This window comes from Pseudomonas sp. URIL14HWK12:I6 (genome assembly GCF_000514195.1).
Taxonomy (GTDB): Bacteria; Pseudomonadota; Gammaproteobacteria; order Pseudomonadales; family Pseudomonadaceae; genus Aquipseudomonas; species Aquipseudomonas putida_A.
Genome location: NZ_AZVL01000022.1, coordinates 33,002 through 58,477 on the forward strand (window position 1 = coordinate 33,002; position 25,476 = coordinate 58,477).

Genomic DNA, 25,476 nt, shown 5'->3' on the forward strand with positions numbered 1-25,476 from the left:
ATGGTGGAAAAAGAGAGAGGAGATTCTCCATGATGGCTGTTTGATGTCAATATGCCTATTGGGTAATGGTCTATTGCAATTTCAAGGGAAGGAATCGATGACGAAAGAGTACGCGGAGTACGAAGTTCAACGGGCACTGCATTACGTATGCTCGGCCGAAAGTCACACGCAAGCACTGGAGCGCTTCAAAGAGGAAGTCGAGTTGCTCGGTGACTGGCGCATCATGTATGCATCGGCTGAATCAGGCGGGCCGTTTGCATTGGAGCGAGAGCAATTCAGTGGCCAGGGATTCGTTTCTACCATGCTGCGTGGCAAATCCGTCTGGATCATCGACAAGACTTCTGCATTGTCCGAGACGCGGGTGAACTACATGTTGGTCAGTTCGCTGTTCATGGATTCAAACACGGCCAGTTATATCCGGAAGCTGTCATATGTCGAGTCTGTTTCCGAGGAGCTCGAGGCCATTCGTGCAGACTTGCAACGCACATTCTGCGCAGACGATCTCGCGCGGTTGAACTCTTACATTTACCTGTGCGAAGCACAGAAAAAATGGATACCGAAAACCCGCCAGCGCTGCAAGGAAACGATCGCCGCTGTATACGCTCTCTCGCTTGATGAGGCCCCGCTAAGTGAAGGCTGGGGGACGCGTTATCGTAATCGATACCAAGATCAGGCCGAAACCTGGGCGGAGAACTGGATCGCAGGTTTTGAACAGACTCGGGAGGGGGGGCTGGATGTTGCCCTGACTCAGCAAGTTGCTGCGGCCGAGTGCATGATTCTGCGAGCGAAAATTCTGGAAAACAGCTCAACCGCATCGCCAGAAGCGAAGATGGAGGCGTTGCTCAAATTCATGCACGATGAACTGCGCATCTTCATGCTGCGTGAGCTGATTGTTTGCGCGGATATTCTCTTTCATACCCAAAAAACCTCACTGTCCAGGAAGCTCAATTCGGTTCTGGACAAAAAAGACCCGTTGCTCTTTATCAATAATTGCGCCTGGGATCTGTACATACTCAGAATCATGGAATCGTTGGCTAATCCCCAACGATTGAAGGGAGCTGATTTCTGCCTGGATCGGTTGATCACCTTCGATGAGGACCTCGCGGATATTATGCGCCTGACGGAGTTGCGCGCTGTCGCCGTTCACCTCGGTTCCCATAGAGCCTATCCGTTCTTCAATAGTGAGTTGACCGGCTGGCTGGCAGGGTTGATCGGCCACAGGCGCATGGCCGCCTTTGCTGAAAATCTTCAGGAAGAGGCTTTCAATCACCGCGCCGATTTCAGGAGTGTGGAAAATGTACAGAGAGTTCTGGCGCAGGATCGGCTTCGGCTGATGGAACTGAAAGCACAGAAACTTGGCAGGCCCTTGAAAACCTAAACATTGAGTTGATTTTGCAACTGCGCAAAAAGTTGCGCAGTTGCTTCGCCAATTTCACCCGAGAATTCCCTTCAAGCCTCTCTAAACCAAGCCCTCCAGCCAAGTGCGCAAGAAGTTGCACAGTACTGCGCAACTTTTTGCGCACTTTTTTCTGTTTATCGAAGTTTAAAACGCCGGAACGCGAAGGTGTTGCCGCCAACCCCTTGATCTGTAATGGCTAGATGATGGCTGGCACGGAACTTGATATCCGAGTAGGCACCCGGGCAGGCAATGGTGCCTGTCGGTTGTGTATTTTCGAGCAAGGAGAGCATCCCATGGCAACACCAGCGTACATGTCCGTCACTGGCGAAAAACAAGGTCTGATCACTGCCGGCGCGTTCACCGCCGACTCCGTGGGCAACACCTTCCAGGAAGGTCACGAAGACCAGGTCATGGTTCAGGCCTTCACCCACGACGTGATCATCCCGCGTGATCCGCAATCCGGTCAGCCAACCGGTCAGCGCGTACACAAACCAGTGGTCATCACCAAGGTCTACGACAAGGCTTCGCCTCTGCTGCAAGCGGCGCTGACTTCCGGCGAGCGCATGAGCGAAATCGTTATCCAGTGGTACCGCACTTCTGCTCAAGGTACTCAAGAGCACTACTACACCACCAAACTGGAAGACGCGATCATCGTCGCCATCAACAACAAGATGCACAACTGCCAGGACCCGTCGAACGCCCACTTCACCCACCTGGAAGAAGTGCAGTTCACCTACCGCAAAATCACCTGGACCCACGAAGTCTCCGGTACTTCGGGTTCCGATGACTGGCGTGCTCCAGTCGTTTAATCGCGACTGATGGTTGTACTGCCCTGGCCAGTGCGGCTGGCCGGGGCGGCTTTGATCTAAAGTATTTTTTGCGTGCGCCACGCTTCATGGAATGGCGTCAGTCGCAGCATTGCGCGAGGAACAAGGGATGTTCTCACCGGCCAATCAGCCTCATTTCAATCTGACCATCGATGGCGCGGACAGCGATTTCCAGGTGCTGTCGTTCACCGGGAAAGAGGCGCTCAACACCCCCTTCGAGTTTGAGCTGGAACTGGTCAGTGAGAAAGCCTCGATCAACCTCGAAAGCCTGCTGCACAAACTTGTGTTCCTGCAGCTGTCGCCCAGCGGCACGGGGATTCACGGGCTGATCTACAGCATCGCCCAGGGCGAGGCCGGCAAGCGCCTGACCCGCTATAAAATCTCCCTGCGCCCGCAGCTGGCGTACCTCGCGCATCGGGTCAACCAGCGCATCTTCCAGCAGATGACCGTGCAACAGATCATCAGCAAGGTGCTGGAAGAACACGGCATTCTCGCCAGTGACTATCACTTCCAACTGAGCGCGATTTACCCGGAGCGCATCTACTGCGTGCAGTACGACGAAAGCGATTTGCATTTCGTCCAGCGCCTGTGCGAGGAGGAGGGGATTCACTACCACTTCCAGCACACCGCCAGCGGCCACAAACTGATGTTCGGCGATGATCAGACGGTGTTCCCGAAACTGGCGCCAGTGGCTTATCAGCAGGACTCCGGACTGGTCGCCGATCAACCAGTGGTCAAGCGTTTCGGCCTGCGTCTGGCGACCCGCACCAGCCGCACCACACGACGTGATTACGACTTCGTCAAACCGAAGATCGAGCTCGAAAGCGATGCCAAGAGCAGCGCTCAGCCGGATCTGGAGGATTACGATTACCCGGGGCGTTTCGTAGATCGCGAGCGCGGCAAGCACCTGGCCAATCGCGCACTGGAGCGCCATCGCAGCGACTATCGTCTGGCCGAGGGCAACAGCGATCAGCCGATTCTGGTCAGCGGGCATTTCCTCGCCCTCACCGAACATGCCAACCCGACCTGGAACGATCTGTGGCTGTTGACCGAGATCTTCCACGAAGGCAAGCAGCCGCAAGTGCTCGAAGAGTCGGTGACCAGCGACACCACCGACAACAAGGACGATTTCCACCAGGGCTACCGCAACCGCTTCAACGCGATCCCGTGGGACGTGCCGTACCGGCCGCCGCTCGATCACCCGAAACCGAAAGTCCTCGGCACCCAGAGCGCCGTGGTCTGCGGCCCCGAGGGCGAAGAGATCTACTGCGACCAGTACGGTCGGGTGAAGGTGCAGTTCTTCTGGGACCGCGAAGGCGAGCACGACGACAAGACCAGTTGCTGGATGCGTGTGGCCTCGAACTGGGCCGCGGAAACCTTTGGCGCGATCAACATTCCGCGGGTCGGCATGGAGGTGTTGATCACCTTCCTCGAAGGCGATCCCGATCAGCCGCTGATCACCGGTTGCCTGTACCACGGCGCGAATCTGCCGCCGTACAAACTGCCGGACTTCAAGACCCTGGCCACGGTCAAGAGCAAGGAATACAAGGGCAGCCGCGCCAACGAACTGCGCATCGACGACACCACCAGTGAGATCAGTATTGCGCTGCGCAGTGATCACGGCGCCAGTGCGATCAACCTCGGCTACCTGACACACCCGCGCCCGAGCGGCGGGCAGCCGCGTGGCGAAGGTTTCGAGTTGCGCACCGACCGCCATGGCGCGGTGCGTGCTGGCGCCGGTCTGTTGATCACCACCGAGCCGCGCCCGAACGAATCGAAGCACCACAAAGACCTGCCGGAAACCGCCGAGCGCCTCGCCACCGCGAGCGATCAGCAGGACGGTTTCGCCACCCAGGCCAAAGAGCTTCAAGCGCAGGAGGCGGGCGATCAGGACGACGTGGCCAAGGCCTTGCACGCGCAGCATCAAGGCGTGCTCGGCAGTGGCCCGGCGAATATGACCGCCAATGAATTTCCGGAATTCACCGAGCCGCATCTGGTGCTCGCCAGCCCCGCCGGTATCGCCCTGACCACGCCGCGCTCCAGCCACATCGCCACCGGCGAACACCTGGCGCTGAGCAGCACCGGGCACACCAGTTTTTCCATTGGCAAACGCCTGCTGGCCAGTGCCAGCCGTGGCATGCGTCTGTTCGTGCAAAGCATGGGCTGGCGTCTGGTCGCGGCGTCCGGCGACATCGACGTCAAGGCCCTCAAGGACAGTATCAACCTGCTGGCCAAACTCAACATCACTGCCAACGCCGACCGCATCACCATCACCGCCAAGACCGAACTGGTGATCCAGGGCGGCGGCAGCGCGACCACCTACAACGCCGGCGGCATCACCCACGCCACCACCGGCCCGTACACCGCGCACGCGGCGAACTTCGCCTACACCGGCGCGAAAAGTCTGGCCGGGGTGTTCCCGGAACCGCCAAAACCGGGCAAGGGCAATCTGGAACTGTTCAACCAGTACGCCGGGCGTCAGGGCATCAAGGAAGGCGACTACGAAGTCATCGACGCCCTCGGCAAAAGCATCAAGGGCAAGCTCGACGCCAAGGGTTTCGCCAGCGTCGCCGGCGCCGCCCCAGGCCCCGCGCGAGTGGTGTTCGGCAAGGATCCGGCGGACACCTGGAGTGAGGGCAGCTACATCGGCAAAGCGGAATGGCCGCTGAAGCCGCCAGCCGCAGAAGACGTGCCGAGCCAGGTGCAGGCGATGGTTGCGCAGGTTCTGCCGAACAAGCACTGGGACATGCTGGAGAAGGGCAAGGAACTGGCGCAGAGCGGCATGGGCGCCATGCAGACCGCACAAAGCGCGATGCAAACGGCGCAGCAGGTGAAAGGGGCTGTGCAGGGTGGGGCGGCCGGGTTGCCGAAACTTGCTAGCGCGGCGTTGCCGAGTGCTTCGGGGATATTGGGGGCGGCGAGCAAGGCAGGGAAACTGCCAAGCCTCCCGGCCCCGTCCTTGCCCAAACCATCGCTCAAGACGCCTGGCCTGCTGAATGGGGAGGTGCTCTCATGACTGAGACAGCCGTTGCCAAGAAGCGCGAGCCGCAGGTCGCTATCGTTCCGCTCAACACGCTGGACGTGCAGGACGTAGGTCGTGGTGCTGCCCGGTTTGATGCCTGGCTGCGATCCATCAGCGGTGGTGTCGTCACGCTCGATCGAATCAAAGGAGTTGCCGGGTCGCTGCCGGTTGTCGGCAACATCATGGCGCTGGTCGATGCGCTGGGCGATATCGTCACGCTTACCAGAAGCAAGCAGCGGGAGTTGCTTGATTGGGTCAGCCTGGGGATCAACCTGATCGGTGTTTTACCTGCGCCTCCGACCATGGCGGCTGCTCGTATGAGTTTGCGTCCGACCTTGTTTCTGGTACGTCAGGAATTGCGTAACAGCGTCAAGATGCTGTTGGGCGATTCAATGATCGAAGTGCTGGTCGGGCATTTGAACGCGACTATCGTCGGCACGATCGATGACTTCGTGAAACAGGCTCAAGGCAAACTCTCGGGCATTCTCGCCGATGCAGGAAAACTCGGCGAAAGCGCAGTCACCGAAATTGCCAAGGGTCTTGAGGCCGTTGTAAATGGCAAGCTTGATTCAAAAGGCGATGCGCGCGCGGCTGGACAAAAGATCACGGCGGCGGGCAATCAACTGCTCAGCGATCCCAAAGCGGCGATCAGTAATATCTTCGGGGCGGCATTCAGTGCCTACAAAGCCGTGGGTAAAGGGGTTGCCAACAGCGCGGCGAAGAATCTTCTGCCGGATCAGGCCAAAAAACTGGTGATGACGCACACCGGCTCATTGAGAGCGATGGGGCCTGAGATCAAAACCCAATTGAGCAAGTTGGGTGACCCGGGAACGCGTCACACGATTGGTTGGTTGTTGCAAATGCTCAGCGGTGCTGTGTTGACGTGGCGCAAGCGTCGTGGGCATGGACAGAGTGCCAGCGTTAAACCCAACGCCACCAGTAAGGCTCAGAACAAGGCAGGTGAAGGACGACTCGAGGCCAGCAGCCATCAGGCTCCTGCGAACGCCAACGCCAATGGCAAAAAAAATGGTGCTTGTGCGGGTACTTGCAACAGCATCAGTTTTGCGTTGGGATCCGAGTCACTGAGCCATACCGATTTCAGCCTGCCGGGTCCATTTCCTATCGAGTGGGTGCGCACCTACAGCTCCCGGTTCGATGCTTTTGACAATGGCGAATTAGGGGCACGGTGGGTAACAGAGTTCACGACCCGATTCGACTGCAAGGACGATGGACTGGTTTTTTTTGGAGCCGATGGTCGTAGCATCGATTTCCCCCTGCCCAAGCCAGGCCTCTTTCACTATGACCCCGTTGAAAATCTCACGCTGGTTCGTTCCGCTCAGGATCAACTGCTCGTTTGCTTCGGTTTCGAGCGCAAGGAAACCTATGTCCGTCGTGGTCGTTCCTTTTGGCTGACGGATGTCAAAATGCGCAGTGGTGCCGGGCTGATGCTGCATTACGAGCATCGTCATGGGGACGCCCTCGTATTATCCGACCTGATCACCTATCAAGGTGACGTCACGCAAGTTCACTTGCACATCGGAACGCTGCTTGATGATCAAGGACGCTTGACCGGTCTCTGGGAGATTCGTGACGGCGCGCCTGTGCGGCAATTGTGTCGTTACCAATACGACCTCCATGGCGACTTGATCCAGGCGCAGGATGAAAACGGTGCGGCCTGGAGTTATCAGTATCAGCATCACCTCCTGACTAGGTATACCGATCGCACCGGCCGCGGGTTGAATCTGCAGTGGGATGGTCACACATCGCACGCCAGGGCTGTGCGCGAGTGGGCGGATGACGGCAGTTTCGATACTCGCCTTGAATGGGACGAAAATATCCGCCTGACTTACGTGACTGATGCCCATGGCAACGAGACTTGGCATTACTACGACATCAAGGGCTATACCTACCGGATTCGCTATGCCGATGAACGTTCAGAGTGGTTCTTTCGCGATGATGCGAAGAACGTGATTCGTCACGTTCATACAGATGGCACCACTGATCGCTACAGCTATGACGAGCGCGGTAATTTGCTCGAGCACATCAGCCCCGACGGCAGTGTCGCTCACTACGCCTACGATGATCTCAACCAACTGATCAAGGTCAGTGATGCAGAAGGCGGTCAGTGGCAACGAGCTTACGATGATGCCGGCAATCTGGTGGAGTCAGTCGATCCGCTTGGGAACAAGACTGAGTACGCCTATGACAAAGCAGGTCAGTTGATCGCTATCAAGGATGCAATTGGCAACGAGAAAACGCTTGAGTACAACGTTGCCGGTCAGTTTCTCAAATATACCGATTGCTCTGGCAAGACCAGCGAGTGGGAATACAACGATCGCGGTCAGATGATCTGCTTTACCGATGCAGCGGGGCAAAGCACCGAGTATCAGTACAAGGCCGGGCATGTCGCCTTGATAACGCATCCGGATAAAACCGAGGAGCGATTCGAGCGTGATGCCGAAGGGCGTCTGCTCGCTCATGTTGACGGTCTGGATCGCTGTACGACGTGGAGCTATAACGCGGCCGGTCTGGTTGCCGAGCGAGTAGACGCCTGCGAGCAAACGCTTCGTTACCGTTGGGACCTGCTAGGCCGTTTGATAGCACTCGAAAACGAAAACGAGCAGCGCACCCAGTTTCACTATGATCCTGTCGGAAGATTGCTTGAGGAAAAAGGCTTCGACGGCCTTGCCACACGCTATCAATACGACGCTGAGAGCGGGCGGTTGGCGAGCGCCATCAGCGGTGAGCGCATCATTTCGATGGCGTTTGACCCAATGGGGCGGCTTGTTGAACGCCATGCGAGCCTGGGCAATGCGACTCAAAGCGAATCCTTTGCGTATGACGGTAATGGCAACATGGTTTTGGCCACGAACGACCAGAGCCGGTTGCTGTGGTTCTATGATTCGGCCGGTAATCTGATCAGAGAGCACCAGCATTATCAGGATCTGGATGCACCGCTCGTTGCCATCTGGAGGCATGAGTACGATGCCCTCAATCAGTGTGTCGCCACGACTCGTCCGGATGGCCATCGGGTGAGTTGGTTGACGTACGGCAGTGGGCATTTGCTCGCGTTAAAACTGGATGATCACGAACTGGTCGGCTATGAGCGAGATGATTTACATCGCGAAGTCGCTCGTTATCAAGGGAATCGCCTGCGCCAGACGCAAAAGTGGGATCCGGCAGGGCGGCTACAGGAGCAACTGCTCGGTCGAAGCGACGACAATTCGACGTTGCTCAAACGCCAGTACCAATATGATGCGGTCGGCCAGTTGACCGAGCTGAACGATACGCGTCGCGGACCGCTTACCTACCGTTATGATCCGGTCGGGCGACTGATCAGCGCAGCAAGTCGCCTCGGCGTTGAAAACTTCGCGTTCGATCCTGCCAGCAACCTGCTGGACGAGAAGGTGACAGAAGTGCGCCGGCCTCTTGATCAGGCCCCGGCACGTAGTCGGTTGGTAGACAATCTTTTACGTGAATACGTCGGTACTCATTACGAGTACGACGATCGTGGCAACCAGACATTGCGTTGGCACAATGGTCAACGCAGTCGATTGCAATGGGACCTGTTCGATAGATTGGTGCATTTTGAGGATGATCGTCTTTCGGTCAGATACGCCTACGATGCCTTGGGTCGCCGGTTGTATAAGCACTCGACAGCCCATTATGTGAACCGTCCTGAAGCAGGTTCGCACTGGAATAAAAATGAGCAGGGGCGCATTCAGCGCTTGCTTGGCTGTGGCTTGACCTTGTACGGGTGGGACGGGGACAACCTTTCCTGGGAAAGCAGTCCAGCCCCTATTGATGGGGGGACAGGTCGCACCGTCCATTACGTTTATGAACCCGGCACATTCGTACCGGTGGTTCAAGCCCTCACACACGCCTCGATTGATCTGTTGAGTCAGCCTGAATATGTCGGCGGCGACAATCTTGAAGATGATCCGCTGTGGAGTCACGCTCCTGAAGCACAACCGTTCGATGCCCTGGCCTGGTATCAGTGTGACCATTTAGGCACACCATTGGAACTTACCGATCAAGACGGTGAGATCGCCTGGAGCGCTCAATACAAAGCGTGGGGGCAGGTGAAAGAACAGACATCAGCCTCGGCAGTGCGGCGCGGGCTGACTAATCCCATTCGTTTCCAGGGTCAGTACCACGATCACGAAACAGACTTGCACTACAACCGCTACAGGTACTACGACCCCCATGTAGGTCGCTTCATCTCGAAAGACCCGATAGGTCTGATGGGCGGTATCAACCTTCATCAATACGCGCCTAACCCGACGCAGTGGGTGGATCCTTTAGGTCTGGTCAGAAAACCGCCATCCAAGCGCGCGCTGAAGGACGGTGCTGGAGCCTCCGCCAAAGACATCGCTGCGAGCAAGGTCGGCGGAGGTAGTCGGAAAGGACAAGCGGCATGTCGCAAAAAACTTATTGCCAAAAGCAAACCGGTGGGTGTGTACAAGTGCTGGCGGTGCGGGCATACCTCTAGCAATCCTGATGACATGCACTTGGGGCATAAAAATGTGGCGACCTCGAATGGCGGCAACCTGGCCGATGTCAACGTAGATCTTGAGGGCGCTTCGTGTAACCTGAGTGCGGGAAATAGCGGTTACGTGAAAGAAGGGATGTCGTGTGTCGAACGTGGAAGTTGTGGAGCGCCATATGGACGATAAAGAATTGCCTGTTCTGATTGAGGTGTTTGTATCAGATGACGATGGCCCTGTATTCGAGGAGCTCCCTGCAATCGCGATGGGGCAGGATACTTATCAGCTGCTGTCCTCACCTGGTCTTGCGTTGAATTTGGCTCGAGGTGACATCATCTCGATAAAAAACAAAAACACTCACGCTGAAGTCCTGAAGCGCGGAGGAAATTTTTGTATTCATATTTACGCCGACTACATCCCCGAGGACGTCATTGCACAACTGGAAACTGATGTTGGCAATGAACTGGGTGGAACGCTGGATGGCGTTTTCGAAGGCAACCTGTCACTGGCTGTGCCGTCAAGCAATGGCATGGACAGCATCAATGCGTTTTTTGATCGGTTCCGCGAGAAAACCGGACTCGAATGGTATTACGCCAATATCTATAAAAACATTGATGATGAAGATGATGAAACGCTGCTCAATTGGTGGCTGCAGAGCTGACTGACAGGCCAGCGGACGGCAGGGTCGCGAGACCAGGATCAAGTCAAAGGAGTGACAACATGAAAGACGCCATTCGCTTGGGCGACTCCACCACTCACGGTGGCAAGGTGCTCGAAGCCTTCTCCCAAACCGATCTCAACGGCAAGCCTGTTGCCGGAGTCGGTCACAAGGTCAGCTGTCCACTGTGCAAAGGGGTTTTCCCGATTGCAGAGGGCAGCAGCACCTACACCGTTGATGGCACGCCCATCGCTCTGGACGGTATGAAAACCGCTTGCGGCGCTGCGCTGATTGCAAGCGGCCCGAAAGGGGCTGTGATCAGTTGAATCAACATGTACCGCATCGGCATATGCCGGGCATCACCTGATGTTTGTTGCATGAGTGTTGGCAGGCCCAGGCCATCAATCATTTCTTTAAAGTCTCGAACTATCTTACGGATGAGATGCAGTCATGACGACTGAAACGCCTGTCGCGAAAGTACGTGAACCTCAAGTGGCGATCGTTCCGCTCAACACCATTGACATCAAGGATGTCGGACGCGGTGCAGCCAGATTCGATGCCTGGCTGCAATCGATCAGTGGTGGAGTAGTCACTCTTGAGCGCGTCAAGAACGTTGCCGGAGCGTTGCCGGTGGTGGGCAACATCATGGCCTTGGTGGATGCGCTCGGAGACATTGTTGTCCTTGCCAAAAGCAAGCAACGCCAGATTCTGGACTGGGTCAGCCTGGGTATCAATCTGATCGGTGTTTTACCGGCCCCACCCACAATGGCCTCGGCGCGTATGACCTTGCGTCCGACCTTGTCACTGGTGCGTCAAGAACTTCGTAACAGCGCCAAGATGCTGCTGGGCGATTCGCTGATCGAAGTCCTGATCGGACATTTGAATGCCACCATTGTCGGTACGATCGATGACTTTGTAGAGCAGGCCAAGCCGAAGCTGGCTGAAATACTCGACAACGGCGGCAAGCTTGGCCAGAACGCGGTCAACGAAATCGCCAAGGGCCTGGAAACGGTCGTCAACGGCAAGCTTGATGCAAAAGGCGACATGAAGTCGGCGAGTGCCAAGATGAGTGCGGCCGGAGGTCAGTTGTTGCATGACCCCAAGGCAGCCATCAGTAATATTTTCGGCGCAGCCTTCAGCGCCTACAAGGCTGCCGGTAAAGGTGTTGCCAACAGCGCGGCAAAGAACCTGTTGCCGGACAGTGCCAAGGCTTTGGTGCTGAGCAATACCGGCATGCTTCGTACTATGGGTGTGGAGTTGCGCACTCAAATGAACAAGCTGGGTGATCCGGCTGTTCAGCATTCAATCGGTTGGCTGCTGCAGATGCTGGCAGGTTCTGTCATGAGCTGGCGCAAGCGTCGAGCACATGGTCAAGGGGCCAGCGTCAAGCCGGATACTACTTCAAAGACTCAGCACAGGGCTGGAGAGGGGCGGCTTGAAGCCAGCAGCCAACAAGCGCCAGCGACGCATAACTGCAAAACATGTAAAAACGGCGTCATGCCGGGCACGGTGCATAGCATCAGTTTTGCCCTGGGCTCTGAATCGCTGAGCCATACGGATTTCAACCTGCCTGGTGCATTCCCTCTCGAGTGGACACGCACCTACTGTTCGCGTCTGGATGCGTATGACGCCAGCGAGATGGGCGCCCGCTGGATTACGTCGTTGACTACCCGTTTTGACTGTGTTGGCGGGAGTCTGGTGTTCCATGACGCTGATGGTCGCAGCCACGACTATGTGCTGCCCGAGACAGGGCAGACTCACTACGATGCCATTGAAAACATGACGCTGGTACGGGTGACCGATGACCAGCTTCTGTTGTGCAGAGGGTTTGAACGCAAGGAAACCTATCTGCGTCGTGGACAACGTTTCGTGCTGGTCGGCGTGGTTTTGCGCAACGGTGCGGGAATCATGCTGCACTACGAGCATCGCCACGAAGGAATGCCGGTGCTGTCCGACCTGATTACCTATCAGGGTGATATGGCCGACGTCAGATATCACCTCGGCACCCTGCTTGATGAGCGCGGTCGCGTAAAGGGGCTTTGGCTGATCAGCGACGGTGTTCCTCAGCGTCAACTGTGTGCCTATCACTACGACAGTGTCGGTGATTTGATTCAGGCTCAGGATGAGAACGGGGCGGCGTGGAGCTATGAGTACCAGCATCATCTGATCCGTCGTTACACCGATCGGACCGGACGGGGCATGAATCTGGAATGGCAGGGCACAGGCGCTGATGCGCGGGCCGTTCGCGAGTGGGCGGACGACGGCAGTTTCGACACGCGCCTTGAGTGGGACGAGAATATTCGCCTGACCTATGTCACCGATGCGTACGGTAACGAAACCTGGCACTACTACGACATTCTTGGTTATACGTACCGCATTCGCCATCCGGATGAACGTTCCGAATGGTTGTTCCGTGACGAAGCGAAAAACCTGATTCGACACGTACATGCTGACGGCACAACTGATCGCTTCATCTACGATGCGCGTGGCAACGTCGTCGAACATTTGCGTGCCGACGACAGCGTGCTGCATTTTGCCTACGACGATCTGGATCAACTGATCAAGACCAGCGATGCAGAAGGGGGGCAGTGGCAGCGTGCTTATGACGATCATGGCAACCTTGTGGAAGCAGTCGACCCCCTTGGTAACGTAACGGAGTTTGCCTACAGCGTGGCAGGGTTGCCGACAGCGATCAAAGACGCCGCCGGCAATGAGAAGAAGCTCGACTACAACGATGCCGGTCAACTGATCGAGTATGTCGACTGCTCAGGAAAGACCAGGGCCTGGGAGTACAACGAACTCGGACAGATGATCTGTTCTACCGACGCGGCCGGCCAGAGTACCGAGTACGGGTATCGACTGGGCCAGCTGGCCTGGATCAGGCACCCGGACAAGACCGAGGAGTATTTTGAACGAGACGCTGAAGCCCGGTTGCTCGCGCACACGGATCGTCTTGGCCGCTGCACTACCTGGAAATATACAGCTGCCGGTCTTGTAGCCGAGCGCATCGATGCTGATGAGCATACATTGGTCTACCGCTGGGATCGTCTCGGGCGCTTGCAGGCGCTGGACAACGAAAACGAGAGCCGGGCGCATTTCCTCTACGACCCGATAGGTCGCCTGCTGGAAGAAAAGAGCTTTGATGGTCGTATCACCCGCTATCGGTATGATTCTGATACGGGCCATTTGAGTCATATCGTCAACGGCGAGCGTGTGATTTGCGTGAGCTTTGATGCCATGGGACGCCTGATTGAGCGGCGCGCCAGTCAAGGTGAGAAATCGCAAAGCGAGCGCTTCATTTATGACGGCAACGGTAACCTGATTGAAGCCGCCAACGCAGACAGTCGTTTACAGTGGTTTCACGACCTGGCCGGCAATGTGCTGCGCGAGCATCAGCATTACCTTGGGCTGGACCAGCCCCCGGTAGTTGGCGTGTGGCAGCACGAGTACGATGTGCTCAACAATCGGGTCGCGACAGTTCGTCCGGACGGGCACCGTGTCAGCTGGCTCACCTATGGCAGCGGTCATTTGTTGGGGCTACGCCTGGACGAGCACGAGTTGATTGGCCTGGAGCGCGACGACCTTCATCGTGAGATTGTCCGGCATCAGGGCAACCACCTGCAGCAGACGCAAAAGTGGGATTCTGCCGGTCGTTTGCAGGAGCAGGTGCTGGGGCGCAGTGAGGACGGTGCGACGCTTGTCAAACGGACATATCAATACGATGCCGCTGGTCAACTGACTGCGATCAACGATACCCGAAGAGGCGCGATTTCATACCGTTACGATCCTCTCGGTCGACTGTTGGAAGCAGCGACACGACAGGTGGTTGAAACATTCACCTTTGACCCGGCCAGTAATCTGCTTGATGAAAAGGCGAGTGAAATTCGACGACCACTGGACCGGTCTCCGCGCCAGGAGAGGCAGGTAGACAACCTGCTACACGAGTACGAAGGTAATCAGTTCACATACGATGAGCGCGGCAACCTGGTCGAGCGTCTGCAAAACAATCAGCGGAGCTTCCTGCAATGGGATCTGTTTGACCGTTTGGTGCGATTTGAAGATCAACGCTTGTCGGTTGAATTCGCCTATGACGCTCTTGGACGTCGTCTTCACAAAAACTCTGTCGCCCATTCCAAGGGGCGTCCCGAGGCGGGGTCGCACTGGAACCGGAACGAGCATGCACGCATACAGCGAGAGTACGGCTGTGGCTTCACGCTCTACGGCTGGGACGGTAACCGACTTGCCTGGGAAAGCAGTGCCGCGCAACTGGATGGCGGTGCCGGACGCACGGTGCACTACATTTTCGAGCCCGGTAGTTTCGTTCCTGTAGCACAGGCCATACGACATGCCCCGATTACACTGACGAATCAGCCTGAGTATCAGGGAGAGTACAGCCTGGATGACGATCCGTTGTGGAATCGCAAGGTCACGGTTCAGCCAATTGACGTTTTGCTCTGGTATCAGTGCGATCACCTGGGTACGCCTCAGGAACTGACCGACTCTGAGGGGCAGTTGGTCTGGACGGCTCAGTACAAGGCATGGGGGGCGATATCGGAGCAGCAATCGCAATCGGCCCGACAAAGTGATGTGAGAAATCCTATAAGATTTCCGGGGCAGTACCATGATCATGAGACCGGGCTGCATTACAACCGGCATCGCTACTATGACCCGGCGGTGGGGCGATTCGTCAGCCAGGATCCGATCGGTTATGCGGGCGGTCTGAATTTCTACACCTATGGTCCGAACCCTACAGGGTGGGTGGATCCGATGGGCCTGACGGGGGTCGATGTCTATCGGGCCATGAAAACCGACGAAAAAGGAAAGCCCATTGCTGACTCGACCGCGCGTGGCCTAGGGGTACGTCCTGTCGATATTCCAGTTGATAAAGATGGGAACGTTCATCCCAATACCGGTGGGATGTCCGTAGCGCCGGATACTCCGCAAAACCTGCCGGATCATCGGCGCCCCTCCACGTTACCCGGCGGAACCGGCAAAGACAGCGCCTGCAAATTGAATACCGCTTCACTTCCGGAAAGTCTTCGTTACGTGCAAGACAAAAAAACTCACGGAACCATTCAGCCTAGTAAGGCCATGCCACTTTCTGATTACCAGAAGGCACTAGGGTCGACGGCTGAGCATTGGGAGAAACAATGATGAAAACGCTTGATAAACCGTTGGACGATGAACTGTCCGGCGCATTGAGGAGGGGGGATGATCTTCTTTCGATACGGGAAATCCTGCTGAAGTATCGAGATAAGGGTTTTTCGGCGATATCGGTTAATGAACTGTTGGGGTCAATGCGCGGTGATGCCGATGAAGCGTTGGAGGATCGGATTCTGGAGGTGATGGATATCGTTACCGGGTTTTGTGCGCCAGCTCTGGAAGTCTGGTAAGCGGCGGGTTTGGAATTGAGAAGTTTCACTGGAAATCTGGGGAATGAGCATGAAAAACACTGCTGTGATCCTTGCACTGACCGCCACTTTCGGCCTCTGCGCCCTGGCCCGCGCAGAAGCGCCAGATCCCGCTACCCTGAAAAGCATGTATGACAGCGGTCGCAACATGTCGGGCCTGATCAAGCATTGCGTCGACAAGGGCTACCTGAAAGCGGACAGCACGGAAAACGCCAACAAGATGGTGGCGTTCGTTGCGAATATGCCGGGCGCGTTCGACAAGGCTGATGGCGACAAGAACGAAAGTCTCGGTCGCAAAGGCGAAGTGTTGGCCGACGGTCAATACAAGAGTCTGCAAGGCAACCTGCCGCCGGATCTGAGCCTCAAGCAATGGTGCGAGCAAGCGGATCAAGGGATGCGTGAGGGGCTCAAGCAAATCGGCTTGTAAACCACATCGAAGAGAACACTTGCCATGAAATCCGAAATACCACCCACCGACGCCTCGGCACTCATCGACGCTCGAATCGCTGAACTGGACGATTGGCGTGGCGTCATTCTCAGCGAGATCATCAGGCCGATCACGAGGTGGTGGAGGAGTGGAAGTGGCGCGGTGTTCCGGTGTGGTCACGGGGCGGGATCATTTGTACCGGGGAGACCTACAAGGCGGCAGTCAAAATGACCTTCGCCAAGGGCGCAGCGTTGGCCGATCCGGCGCGGTTGTTCAACGCCAGCCTTGATGGCAACACCCGCCGGGCGATTGATTTTCATGAGGGTGACACGATCGATGAACAGGCCTTGCAAGCGCTGATTCGCGAGGCGATTGCGCTGAATTTGTCGAAGTGAATCGTGGCGCTTGCTTTGGCTCAGAAATAACTGGCTGTTTTAAAACAAATTTTTTTGCACTCAGGGCTTCCCAGATCAAAAAAAGGTTGGTAAATTGCGGCCCATTCTCGCAGAGCTTGTTACAGAGCTTGAGATACAGGGGCGTCGCCAAGCGGTAAGGCAGCAGGTTTTGATCCTGCCATGCGTTGGTTCGAATCCAGCCGCCCCTGCCATATTCAGAAAAAACGCCATTCCGAAAGGGCTGGCGTTTTTTTATGCGCGCGATTTGTGGCTGGGGCTGACAGTTGCCTGAGCCGGAGCGGGGGACTGATGTAAACTGCCCGCGCGAAAGTCCCGGCGGGTTATTGGCCGGCGCCCCTCAATCTCTCCAGACAAGAGACTTTCATGGCTAATCAAGACCTCAGCTTTACCCCTGATCCGGATGCAGATTCGATTTCCTCCGACGTTGTCGGTTTCAACGGCATTCTGGTTTCGACCCAGATCCCGACCCGCGCCGACGGCAGCCTGGAGCTGGGCGATATCACCCTGCAAAGCGAATGCACCCTGCAGGCGCTGAAAGTGGCGCTGGAGCGGGCCGGCAGTTCGATGGATCGCGTGATGCACCTGACCATCTACCTCACCGACATGGCTGATCGCGCGGCTTTCAACGAAGTCTACAAGCGCTTCTTCGCCAAGCCATGGCCGGTGCGCGCCGCTGTGGGCGTGGCGTCGCTGGCGGTGGAAGGCATGCGTGTGGAAGTCACCGCAATGGCCGCCAAGGCCTGATCCTGCGGTAAAGAAACTGTGGGAGCTGGCTTGCCAGCGATGGCGTCAGCACCGCCAATATCTATGTTGACTGAACCATCGTCATCGCTGGCAAGCCAGCTCCCACAGGGTTTGCGGTTGCCACTTGGCAGCACGGGCGTGCCGCTCGGGCGTTTCGCGGCTACAATGCGCGCCTTAACCGTGACAGCCTGACTAAAAAAACTATGTCCTTGCCCAAGCATCATCTGGAATTGCTCAGCCCCGCCCGTGACGTGGCGATTGCCCGCGAGGCGATCCTGCACGGCGCCGACGCCGTGTACATCGGTGGCCCGAGCTTCGGCGCGCGCCACAATGCCTGCAACGAGGTGAGCGAAATTGCCGAGCTGGTGGAGTTTGCCCGCCGTTATCACGCGCGCATTTTCACCACCATCAACACCATCCTGCACGACAACGAACTGGAGCCGGCGCGCAAGCTGATCCACCAGTTGTACGACGCCGGTGTCGACGCGCTGATCGTCCAGGATCTGGGCGTGATGGAACTGGACATTCCGCCGATCGAGCTGCATGCCAGTACCCAGACTGACATCCGCACGCTGGAGCGGGCGAAATTCCTCGATCAGGCCGGTTTCTCGCAACTGGTGCTCGCCCGCGAGCTGAACCTGAAAGAAATTCGTGCCATCGCCGACGAAACCGATGCCGCCATCGAATTCTTCATCCACGGCGCGCTGTGCGTGGCGTTCTCCGGGCAGTGCAACATCTCCCACGCGCAGACCGGGCGCAGCGCCAACCGTGGCGATTGCTCGCAGGCCTGCCGTTTGCCGTACACCCTCAAAGACGAAAAGGGTGGGGTGATCGCCTACGAAAAACACCTGCTGTCGATGAAGGACAACAACCAGAGCGCCAACATTCGCGCGCTGGTCGAAGCCGGTGTGCGTTCGTTCAAGATCGAAGGTCGCTACAAGGACATGGGCTATGTGAAGAACATCACCGCCTATTACCGCCAGCGCCTTGACGACGTGCTCGAAGACCGCCCGGACCTGGCCCGCGCTTCCAGCGGCCGCACCGCGCACTTCTTCCTGCCGGACCCGGAAAAGACCTTCCACCGTGGCAGCACCGACTACTTTGTCACCGATCGCAAGATCGACATCGGCGCGTTCGACTCGCCGACCTTCACCGGCCTGCCAGTGGGCACCGTCGAGAAAGTCGGCAAGCGTGACATGCAGGTGGTGACGCAGGAACCGCTGTCCAACGGCGATGGCCTCAACGTGCTGGTCAAGCGTGAAGTCGTGGGTTTCCGCGCCAACATCGCCGAGCCAAAGGGCGAGTTCGAAGAAGACGGCGAGAAGCGCTATCGCTATCGCGTCGAGCCGAACGAAATGCCCGAAGGCCTGTACAAGCTGCGGCCGAATCATCCGCTGAACCGCAACCTCGACCACAACTGGCAACAGGCGCTGCAGAAGACCTCTGCCGAGCGTCGTATCGCATTGAGCTGGGTCGCACGTCTGCGTGAAGAACAGCTGGAAGTGACCGCGACCAGTGAAGAGGGCATCAGCGCCAGTGTGACCCTCAACGGTCCGTTCGGTGTGGCCAACAAGCCGGAGCAGGCGCTGGAGCAATTGCAGGATCTGCTCGGTCAGCTCGGTACCACGCAGTACCACGCCACCGACATCAAGCTCGACGCGCCGCAGGCGTTCTTCATCCCGAACTCGCAGCTCAAGGCCTTGCGCCGTGAAGTGATCGAAGCGCTGACCGCTGCTCGCGTCGCCGCACACCCGCGTGGCGGCCGCAAGGCCGAAACCACGCCGCCGCCGGTGTACCCGGAGTCGCACCTGTCGTTCCTGGCCAACGTCTACAACCAGAAGGCCCGCGACTTCTATCACCGTCACGGCGTGAAGCTGATCGATGCGGCCTACGAGGCGCACGAAGAGGCCGGTGAAGTGCCGGTGATGATCACCAAGCACTGCCTGCGTTTCTCGTTCAACCTGTGCCCGAAACAGGCCAAGGGCGTGACCGGAGTGCGCACCAAGGTCGCGCCGATGCAGCTGATTCACGGCGACGAAGTGCTGACCCTGAAGTTCGACTGCAAGCCGTGCGAGATGCACATCATCGGCAAGATGAAAGGCCACATCCTCAACATGCCGCAACCGGGCAGCGTGGTCGGCCACATCAGCCCGGAAGACCTGCTGAAAACCATCCCGCGCGCGCCACACTGAGTGACGGGCGGGCGTGGCGCTACGGTGTCACGCCTGCGCGGGCTCTCGCTCCGCCAGCTCTTCGAGCAGGTCGGCTGACGGCACAAAGAACAACCCCCCGGTGACTGCGGTGCTGAAGTCCAGCAAACGGTCGTAGTTGCCGACGGGTTTGCCGACAAACATGTTCTCCAGCATCTGCTCGATCGGTTCCGGCGAGCGCGCGTAGCCGATGAAATAGGTGCCGAACTCGCCAGCTCCCGGACGACCGAACGGCATGTTGTCGCGCAGGATTTTCTGCTCCTGGCCGTCCTTGGTGATGGTGGTCAGGGCGCTGTGGGAGTTGCTCGGTTTCACCTCTTCACCGAGTTCGATGTCGGCCAGCTTGGTGCGGCCGATCACCTTCTCCTGAGCCTCGACGCTCAACGCATTCCACGCCTCCATCTTGTGCAGGTACTTCTGCACCAGCACATAACTGCCGGATTCGAATGCCGGGTCTTCGTTGCCGATCAGGGTGAAGTGGTCAGCCTTGCGGCCCACCGGGTTCTCGGTGCCATCGACGAAACCGATGATGCTGCGCATGTCGAAGTAGCGGAACCCCTGCACCTCATCCACCACGGTGATCGCGCCATTGAGCGCGCTGCACAACTGGGTCGCCAGTTCGAAACACAGATCCATCTGGTCGGCACGGATGTGCAGCAGGATGTCGCCCGGCGTTGCGACGGCACGACGGCCCTCGACGCCGAACTCGCGGAACGGATGCAGCGACGCCGGGCGAGGGCTGCCGAACAGGGCGTCCCAGGCGTTGGCGCTGAACCCGCAGACACACGACAAGTTACCGCTGGGCACGCGTTTGCCAACCGAACGGGTGAGGGCGGCGATGTCGCCGCACCAGCCGCGCACCTGACTGGCGGCGTCGCTGCCGGGCAGCAGCGTGGCGACGATGAAGATCGCGCTGCTGGTGATCGGGTTGCAGATCGCTTGCGGCTCGGGGGTATCCATTGATGAGGTCATAGTCGGTTCCATATGCGCGGGGCCAAGTTCGGCGCTCAGTATGAAACCAAAAACGTTTCATCGGTATCTCAGAAGCGACCCAGTCGATAGGCATCCATCGTCGGCACGCCGGAATGGGTCGAGGGAGACGCCAACTGAGCAATCATCTCGGCAGTCACCGCCGCCTGCGTCAGCCCCAAATGCTGATGCCCGAACGCGAGCAGCACCTTGCCGTCGCAGACCTTGTCGATGACCGGCAGCGAGTCCGGCAGCGACGGACGAAAGCCCATCCACGGCGTCGCGTCTTCAGCGTTCAAATCATGGCGGAACAAACCTTTGCTCAAGCGATGCAACTGCCAGGCGCGCTCCATAAACGGCGGGCGCTCCAGACCGGCGAACTCCACCGTACCGGCCAGGCGCAGACCGCCGGTCATTGGCGTCATGATGAACTTGCGCTCCAGCGACGTGACGGCGAACGGCAGTCGCTCGTGCTCGTGGGGCAACATCAGGTGATAGCCGCGCTCGGTGTCCAGCGGCACGCGTTTACCGGTCAGCGCAGTGGTGAGCTTCGCCGAATGCGCGCCACAGGCGATCAGCACCTGCCGCGCGGTAAAACGCCCCTGATCGGTGATCAGCGACACGCCATGCGCCTGCAACTGGCCGCCCTGAACTTCCTGCTGGAAAAACTGCACGCCGGCCGTTTTGGCCGCGCTCGCCAATTCGCACACCACCTGATACGGGTCGAGAAAATGCCCGGTGCGCGGGTAGAACAATCCGCCCTGAATCTGTTCGCTGAGCTGCGGCGCGGTGTCCCGCACGGCGCTGGCCGACCAGAAGTCCACGGGCACCTGTTGCTGACGCATGCGAGTCTGCAAGGCGTCGATCGCTTGCCGCGACTCGGCGCGCTCGAACACCAGCAGCGAGCCGTCCTCCTTGAGCAGGTCGGGGCGGGCGATGCTGTGCAGCAGGCGCTTCCAGGCGTCGAGGCTGCTTTCGTTGAGCGCGCGCAAACCGGCCACGGTGCGCTGAAACGGAGCTGGGCGCAGGTTCAGCAGCAGGCGGCTGAACCACGGCACGGCGCACGGCAGGTACTTCCAGTCCAGGCGCAGCGGCCCCATCGGGTCCATCAGCATCGCTGGCAGACGCTTGAGGATCGACGCATCGGCAATCGGAAATACCTGCTCGGTGGCCAGATGCCCGGCGTTGCCGAACGAGGCGCCATGACCGGGCGGCTGCTTGTCGATGACCACCACCCGTTTACCCTGACGCGCGAGTTGCAGAGCGCAGGCGACGCCGATGATGCCGGCGCCGATCACCGCGATGTCGGCGTTGTCCGTTGTGAGGTTGTCGGGCATGTTCAGGCTTCCCTCTGGCCGTCGAGCAAGCGTCGTAGCTGCAGCGGATTTGCCTGTTTCAGCGGCGGCGGCAGCAGGCTGTCGGGGAAATCCTGATAACACACCGGCCGCAGGAAACGCAGGATCGCCGCCGTGCCGACCGAGGTGCTGCGCGAATCCGAGGTGGCCGGGAACGGCCCGCCATGCACCATCGCGTCACACACCTCGACCCCGGTCGGCCAGCCGTTCACCAGCAGACGTCCAGCCTTGCGTTCCAGTGTCGGCAACAAGGCCCGGGCGTGATCCAGATCGGCGTCATCCAGGTGCAGGGTGGCGGTCAACTGGCCTTCGAGGTGTTCGCAGATCTGACGGATTTCATCGTCGTTGGCGCACTGTACGATCAGCGACGCGGCGCCGAAGATTTCACCTTGCAGGCGTGCGTCGGCGAGGAAGTCCTGCGCCTGAGTGACGAACAATTGCGCCTGGCACTGGTTCGGCCCTTCAGTCGCGAGACCGCTCGCCACGCGTTGCGCCTGCGGATGTTCGGCCAGCGCGCCGACGCCTGTTTCATAGGCTCGGAAGATCCCCGGCGTAAGCATGGTCTGCGCCGGACTGCGCTGGATCAGTTTGGCGGCAGCCGCGATGAAACCGTCCAGCGCTGCCCCTTGGCGCGCAATGACCAGCCCGGGATTGGTACAGAATTGCCCGGCACCCTGAGTCAGCGAGGCGACAAAACCCTGCGCCAACGCCTCACCGCGAGCGGCTAGCGCTGCGGGAAACAGCAGCACCGGATTGATCGAGCTCATTTCCGCGTACACCGGAATCGGTTCTGGCCGCGCTTGCGCCGCTCGGCTCAGAGCGAGGCCGCCGCTGCGCGAGCCGGTGAAGCCCACAGCCTTGATGCGCCAATCGCTGACCAACGCAATGCCGACCTCGTTGCCGGAGCCGAACAGCAGCGAAAACACGCCTTCAGGCAAACCGCATTTTTTCACCGCGCGAGCCAGCGCCTGGCCGACCAGTTCACTGGTGCCGGGATGCGCGCTGTGTGCCTTGACGATTACCGGGCAACCGGCGGCCAGTGCAGACGCGGTGTCGCCGCCGGCCACCGAGAACGCCAGCGGAAAGTTGCTGGCGCCGAACACGGCCACTGGCCCCAGCGCGATCTGCCGCTGGCGCAAATCAGAACGTGGCAGCGGCTGGCGCTGTGGTTGTGATTGATCGACGCGAACGTCCAGCCACTCGCCAGCACGCACTGTGCGGGCAAAGGTGCGCAGTTGCCCGCAGGTGCGTCCGCGTTCGCCCTGGATACGGGCGCGTGGCAGGCCGGTTTCGGCCACGGCACGGTCGATCAGCGCATCGCCAAGGGCTTCGATCTCATTGGCGATGGTTTCGAGAAATTCGGCGCGAGCCTCCGGGGAGGTCTCGCGATAACGATCAAACGCTTGCCACGCCAGTGCGCAGGCCTGTTCGACATGTTCTGCAGTGCCACCGGCATAGGCCGGTTCCAGCACCGCGTCGGTGGCGGGATTGATCGCGCGGATCGCTTCACGGCTGCCGGCAATGGCTTGGCCGCCGATCAACATGTGGCCTGTCAGAGTCATGACGCTTCCTTGATAAAAGAGGTGAAGCCCCGGCATCACGCTGGGGCAGGGGCTGCGATCAGGCGAGGTTCTGTTCGGCAGACCAGTTTTTGTACCACTGGCGGAACAGCGCGTACTGGGTCTCGGCGTAACGCCGCTGGGCATCGCTCAAGGCGTCGGTTTCGTTGAAGTGCAGGGCGTATTCGCGGTCGCCGTTGAGCACCATCAGGTGCTTGTAATACAGCACCAGATCGCAGCCTTCATCGAACGACGACAGTACCGCCAGCGCCGCTTCCAGTTCGCGCGCCAGACGCCGGGCCTTGGCATCGCCCTTGGCCGCTTGCTTGCTCAGCGCCACCAGTTGCAGCACTTCGCGCGGCAGGGCGTTGCCGATGCCGGTGATCGCGCCGGTGGCGTTGCAGTTGACGAAACCGTGCACCACTTGGGTATCGACACCGACCATCAGGGTCACGGCATCGTCCTGCGAGGTGATGTTTTCGGCGGCGTAGCGCAAGTCGGCGCCACCGCCGAACTCCTTGAAGCCGATCAGGTTCGGGTGTTCACGGCGCAGTTCGAAGAACAGGTCCGCGCGGGTGGCGAAGCCGTAGTAGGGACTGTTGTAGATCACCGCCGGCAGGTTCGGCGCGGCGTTGAGGATCGCGGCGAAGTGGGCTTTTTGCGCGGTGGCCGAAGCACCACGGGACAAGACACGTGGAATCACCATCAGGCCATGGGCGCCGACTTTCGCGGCATGCGCGGCGTGGGATACCGCTTCACGGCTGTTGACTGCGCCAGTGCCGACGATGGTCGGCACCCCGGCGGCAACCAGACGCGCCACGCCTTCCTGACGCTCGGCCTCGGTCAGCAGCGGCCAGTCGCCCATCGAGCCGCAGTAAACCACCGCGCTCATGCCGATATCGATCAGCTCGCGACCCTTGGCCACCAGTGCGTCGAAGTCAGGTTTGCGCGCGGCGGTGCACGGGGTCATCAGCGCGGGAATGCAGCCAGTGAAGATGTTATCGCTCATTGTTGTAGCTCCTCGGGACATTCATTCAGATCGGTAGAAAGCGGGGCAGTCAGATGCCCCAGGCGAAAGGGTCCTGCTCGTCGATCAGCAGGGTGGCGTCGGCGGTCATGTAGGCGCGGCCGGTAATGAAAGGGCGCACGCGTTCGCCATGCCATTCGAAGCGGCCTTCGAACTGGCTGCCGGTGATGCTCGCTTGCGTCCAGACCTGGCCTTCGGCGAGTTTGCCGTCAGCGGCCAGGCAGGCGAGTTTGGCGCTGGTGCCGGTGCCGCAGGGGGAGCGGTCGTAGGCTTTGCCCGGGCACATGACGAAGTTGCGGCTGTCGGCGTGGGCGTCGTCGGCAAACAGTTCGACGTGATCGATCAGTGCGCCGTCCTCACCGTGGATGCCTTGGGCCTCAAGGGCCTTGAGCATCGCCCAGGTGTAATCGGTGAGGGCTTCGACGTTGCTCATCTGCAGGTCCTGGCCGTGTTCGGAAACCAGGAAAAACCAGTTGCCGCCCCAGGCGACGTCGCCGAACACGCGACCGTAGCCGGGCACGTCCACCGGCACCTGTTTGCGGTAGCGCCAGGCCGGGACGTTGCCCAGAGTTACCGCGCCGTCCTCGTGCAGGGTGGCGCTGACCGGGCCGACCGGGGTGTCGATCTTGTGCACGCCCGGTTCGATGCGGCCCAGGTAATGCAGCGAGTTGACCAGGCCGATGGTGCCGTGGCCGCACATGCCGAGGTAACCGGCGTTGTTGAAGAAAATCACCCCGCAGGTGGCATCCGGCGAGACCGGCGCGCAGTACAGCGCACCGACCAGCACGTCGTTGCCACGTGGTTCGAGCAGGCAGGCGCGGCGCCATTGATCGTGGCCTTCGCGCAAGGCATCGCGCTTCTCGGCCATGCTGTTGCCGGGCAGCTCGGGGAAGCCCTTCATCACCAGGCGCGTGGGTTCGCCGCCGGTATGGGAATCGATGATGTGCAGTCGTTTCATGGTTCGT

Annotated in this window: 16 protein-coding genes, 1 tRNA gene and 1 pseudogene; 13 read left to right on the forward strand and 5 right to left on the reverse strand. The window is 59.0% G+C overall.

Translation table 11 applies throughout. The features are described 5' to 3' along the window. Window positions 1-97 precede the first annotated feature (97 nt). From H043_RS29285 to H043_RS0122835, 13 genes and pseudogenes are all read left to right on the forward strand, one after another. The gene (locus H043_RS29285; protein ID WP_049827939.1) at window positions 98-1,378 is read left to right on the forward strand and encodes a hypothetical protein; all 1,281 of its coding nucleotides are present in this window, start codon (window positions 98-100) and stop codon (window positions 1,376-1,378) included. A 314-nt stretch (window positions 1,379-1,692) separates the two neighbouring features. Then, the gene (locus tag H043_RS0122780) at window positions 1,693-2,208 is read left to right on the forward strand and encodes an Hcp family type VI secretion system effector (RefSeq protein WP_027613808.1); all 516 of its coding nucleotides are present in this window, start codon (window positions 1,693-1,695) and stop codon (window positions 2,206-2,208) included. A 127-nt stretch (window positions 2,209-2,335) separates the two neighbouring features. Continuing rightward, window positions 2,336-5,242: a type VI secretion system tip protein VgrG gene (locus H043_RS0122785; protein WP_027613809.1), complete on the forward strand. Its 2,907-nt coding sequence runs from the start codon at window positions 2,336-2,338 to the stop codon at window positions 5,240-5,242. Then, complete coding sequence (locus H043_RS29290; protein WP_081730274.1) at window positions 5,239-9,924, forward strand: RHS repeat-associated core domain-containing protein; 4,686 nt, start codon at window positions 5,239-5,241, stop codon at window positions 9,922-9,924. The genes H043_RS0122785 and H043_RS29290 overlap by 4 nt, the downstream gene beginning before the upstream one ends. Continuing rightward, window positions 9,914-10,396 (forward strand): DUF4265 domain-containing protein, encoded by a 483-nt coding sequence (locus H043_RS0122795; RefSeq protein ID WP_027613810.1) that lies wholly within the window; start codon window positions 9,914-9,916, stop codon window positions 10,394-10,396. The genes H043_RS29290 and H043_RS0122795 overlap by 11 nt, the downstream gene beginning before the upstream one ends. A gap of 59 nt (window positions 10,397-10,455) precedes the next feature. Further along, window positions 10,456-10,719, forward strand: coding sequence for a PAAR domain-containing protein (locus tag H043_RS0122800; protein ID WP_007969244.1), 264 nt, complete (start codon window positions 10,456-10,458; stop codon window positions 10,717-10,719). A 124-nt stretch (window positions 10,720-10,843) separates the two neighbouring features. Next, window positions 10,844-15,547, forward strand: coding sequence for an RHS repeat-associated core domain-containing protein (locus tag H043_RS29295; protein ID WP_081730275.1), 4,704 nt, complete (start codon window positions 10,844-10,846; stop codon window positions 15,545-15,547). Further along, window positions 15,547-15,786 carry a hypothetical protein gene (locus tag H043_RS0122810; RefSeq protein ID WP_256214455.1) on the forward strand — a complete coding sequence of 80 codons (240 nt, stop codon included), beginning with the start codon at window positions 15,547-15,549 and terminating at the stop codon, window positions 15,784-15,786. Before H043_RS29295 ends, H043_RS0122810 begins: the two co-directional genes overlap by 1 nt. 49 nt (window positions 15,787-15,835) lie before the next feature. Then, window positions 15,836-16,231, forward strand: coding sequence for a hypothetical protein (locus H043_RS0122815; RefSeq protein WP_027613812.1), 396 nt, complete (start codon window positions 15,836-15,838; stop codon window positions 16,229-16,231). Between the two features lie 24 nt (window positions 16,232-16,255). Further along, window positions 16,256-16,626, forward strand: a pseudogene (locus H043_RS0122820) (DUF1801 domain-containing protein). A gap of 137 nt (window positions 16,627-16,763) precedes the next feature. After that, window positions 16,764-16,838 (forward strand) — tRNA-Gln (locus H043_RS0122825). Between the two features lie 172 nt (window positions 16,839-17,010). After that, window positions 17,011-17,391: a RidA family protein gene (locus H043_RS0122830; RefSeq protein ID WP_003224376.1), complete on the forward strand. Its 381-nt coding sequence runs from the start codon at window positions 17,011-17,013 to the stop codon at window positions 17,389-17,391. 203 nt (window positions 17,392-17,594) lie between these two features. Beyond that, on the forward strand, window positions 17,595-19,583 hold the full coding sequence (locus H043_RS0122835) for a U32 family peptidase (protein ID WP_027613813.1): 1,989 nt from the start codon (window positions 17,595-17,597) through the stop codon (window positions 19,581-19,583). A 27-nt stretch (window positions 19,584-19,610) separates the two neighbouring features. Here the strand turns inward: H043_RS0122835 and H043_RS0122840 are convergent, their stop codons facing one another. From H043_RS0122840 to H043_RS0122860, 5 genes are all read right to left on the reverse strand, one after another. After that, entirely contained in the window at window positions 19,611-20,573 is a 963-nt protein-coding gene (locus H043_RS0122840) for a Dyp-type peroxidase (protein WP_027613814.1), read from the reverse strand. 68 nt (window positions 20,574-20,641) lie between these two features. Next, on the reverse strand, window positions 20,642-21,907 hold the full coding sequence (locus H043_RS0122845) for an FAD-binding oxidoreductase (protein WP_027613815.1): 1,266 nt from the start codon (window positions 21,905-21,907) through the stop codon (window positions 20,642-20,644). Between the two features lie 2 nt (window positions 21,908-21,909). Further along, window positions 21,910-23,487, reverse strand: a complete 1,578-nt coding sequence (locus tag H043_RS0122850; RefSeq protein ID WP_027613816.1) for an aldehyde dehydrogenase (NADP(+)) — start codon at window positions 23,485-23,487, stop codon at window positions 21,910-21,912. Between the two features lie 58 nt (window positions 23,488-23,545). Beyond that, the gene (locus H043_RS0122855) at window positions 23,546-24,493 is read right to left on the reverse strand and encodes a dihydrodipicolinate synthase family protein (RefSeq protein ID WP_027613817.1); all 948 of its coding nucleotides are present in this window, start codon (window positions 24,491-24,493) and stop codon (window positions 23,546-23,548) included. Between the two features lie 49 nt (window positions 24,494-24,542). Beyond that, the gene (locus tag H043_RS0122860; protein ID WP_027613818.1) at window positions 24,543-25,469 is read right to left on the reverse strand and encodes a 4-hydroxyproline epimerase; all 927 of its coding nucleotides are present in this window, start codon (window positions 25,467-25,469) and stop codon (window positions 24,543-24,545) included. Window positions 25,470-25,476: the final 7 nt, after the last annotated feature.